Genomic DNA, 2,284 nt, shown 5'->3' with positions numbered 1-2,284 from the left:
TGTTATTAAATGGAATGAAAATATTGAATTTTAGAGCGGACTTTATTATCTGGAAAGAAATAGGGAAATAGGTTCAAGGCGAGAAGGGATAAGGGTTTGAGGGTGTGGGGGCTGGAGTGGAGATTATTTTAAATATACAATAAGGGGCAAAATTCTGTCAAAATGGGATTAATGCTATAACGAAAATTTTTTGTTATGGTCGTGAATATGGATATTTTTAGAGAAGATGAAAGCCGATATTAATAGTAAAGGTATTTTTGTGATGTGAATGGAATTTTAGTGTATAATGATAATAGAATCTAGAGAACTTTTTATATAATATTACGAATTGAAGGGATTGAACAGTGAAAAATAAAGTTAAAGCACTAATATCACATTTAATTATTGTAGGAGTATCTTCCATCCTTTTGCTGATGTTTGTTGCAATTGCACCTGCGATTGGCAAATATACAAATTATATAGCAATTAGAGTACCTTTAGTAATAGTGTTGATACTCTCTTATGTATATGTAGGCACAACACTTTTAGATACAAAAATGGATAAAAAATATGACTTTCTTACAGGGAGTATTATTACGGTTATTGGAGTTGGATTATGGCTATACACCTTTTTAAGGACCGGCAAAATTTTAAATAATATACCTGAAGAATTAAGCGAATACTGGATACTATTCAATTTTTACTATATTCCATTTACCATAACTTATTCTCTTTTAGATATAACTATAACGCCGTTATTAGGATTATTTACAAATTTTGTTCCATCTTTACTTATAGGTATTGGTTTATCATATAAAAGGTTGAAAATGCAAAGAAAGTATCTAACAGATTAGAGTTTCAGAAATAAAAAACTTGTGTTAAAAGTCATCATGGTATATAACTAAAATAAACTCCACTCCATGATAATAAAGTTGACTCTATGATAATAAAGTTCATTCCATAATCCCGTAGTAAATGCAGGATAACTCCTGTTTTGCTGCGGGGTTTACTTTTTTGGTAGGTTGAAGGGATAAGGTATAAAGGTTAAGGGATTAAATTTTTTATTAGAATTTTGATTGATGGCGAATTAAAATTAAACCAATGAATTTTTATTAAACCACTTGACATCAGTTTTGCACTGTTGTAAAATGGATGTAAAATAAACCACTGAATTCAAAATATCATTTATGAATGGAGGAGTTGCGTATGTTTAATGAAAACATTGAGTTTTATGCTACTCTTGCGAGACCGAAAGCAGGTGTAAGGTTTGATGCTGGAAATGAGTTTGCTAATGATTTGGAAGATGCAGTGAGGGAAGCAAATGATGAGTGGAGTGGTGACCGAATGTTTGAGATAATTGAGTATAATGGAATATCTGTAAAGATGGCGTATCGAGCATTAGACCCAATCCGTGGGGAGAGGACATTGACAAGATATCTTCAAAAGATATCGCAAATATTGGCATATGACAAACAATGGAATGAAAAAGCAACGAGAAAGAAGGGAACGATTTTTACTGTACAGATTATTAGCAGCCCTAATCAGAAAGATATTAAGACTGGTACAAAAAGTGAAGATATACTTGACGAGGAACCTACAACAAAAGAACTTTTAAAGCAGATATTGGAGGTTCTCACAGATATAAAAGAAGAGATTAAAAAGTAATATCTTAGAAATACTTGGGCTTCTGTTGTTGTCTATGTTTTATAATGTCTGATGAATGAAAATAAGGTTTAAAAAATTAAAAAATCGCTGGTGATTCCCCGTGAGGTGTTTACAGGAGTAATCATGTGAACCTTCACGGTTTTTTATATCCTTAGAATACCTGCAGATATAATTAACCTTATCCTAATTCAACAGCAGAACTTTATCATGAGTACATGCTATAAAATAAGGTAATTTGAAAATAATAAATTATTTATGCAAATGAAACCAATTATAATAGAAAAGGTACTTATGAAAATAGAATTTAATATATAATGGTAATAGAATATGATATGGTTTTATAAGAAAACGAGAATTAAGAAATGATAAGACATTAGGTGGAAAAGTATTACCATATTCAATTTGGGAAGGAAAAATAAAATGGCTAATGAGATAATGAATAAATGTTGCTGTGGTAGCAAATTTCAATCAACATATAAAATAGAGAATGACAACACATGCCCTGAATGTAATAGGTCAGGAATCAAAGTGAAAAATATTACGGTTAAGCATTTGGTAGATGATACACTGGAAGAAATGGTCGGAGATATGGATTATTATATATGCATGAATGAAGAATGTGATATTGTTTATTATAATC

The 2,284-nt window shown here is 30.6% G+C and carries 3 protein-coding genes; all 3 read left to right on the top strand.

The genetic code is table 11. The features are described 5' to 3' along the window. Positions 1–344: 344 nt before the first annotated feature. On the top strand, positions 345–833 hold the full coding sequence (locus tag PLA12_14705; protein ID HOQ33740.1) for a hypothetical protein: 489 nt from the start codon (positions 345–347) through the stop codon (positions 831–833). Positions 834–1,185: 352 nt separating this feature from the next. After that, positions 1,186–1,644: a hypothetical protein gene (locus PLA12_14700; protein HOQ33739.1), complete on the top strand. Its 459-nt coding sequence runs from the start codon at positions 1,186–1,188 to the stop codon at positions 1,642–1,644. A gap of 420 nt (positions 1,645–2,064) precedes the next feature. After that, positions 2,065–2,284: (2Fe-2S)-binding protein (locus PLA12_14695; protein HOQ33738.1), on the top strand; the 220-nt coding region annotated here is incomplete at its 3' end.

Source organism: Candidatus Hydrogenedens sp., assembly GCA_035378955.1.
GTDB lineage: Bacteria > Hydrogenedentota > Hydrogenedentia > Hydrogenedentales > Hydrogenedentaceae > Hydrogenedens.
The sequence above is the reverse complement of the archived record's forward strand: the minus strand, read 5'-3'. Positions and strand labels throughout refer to the sequence as shown.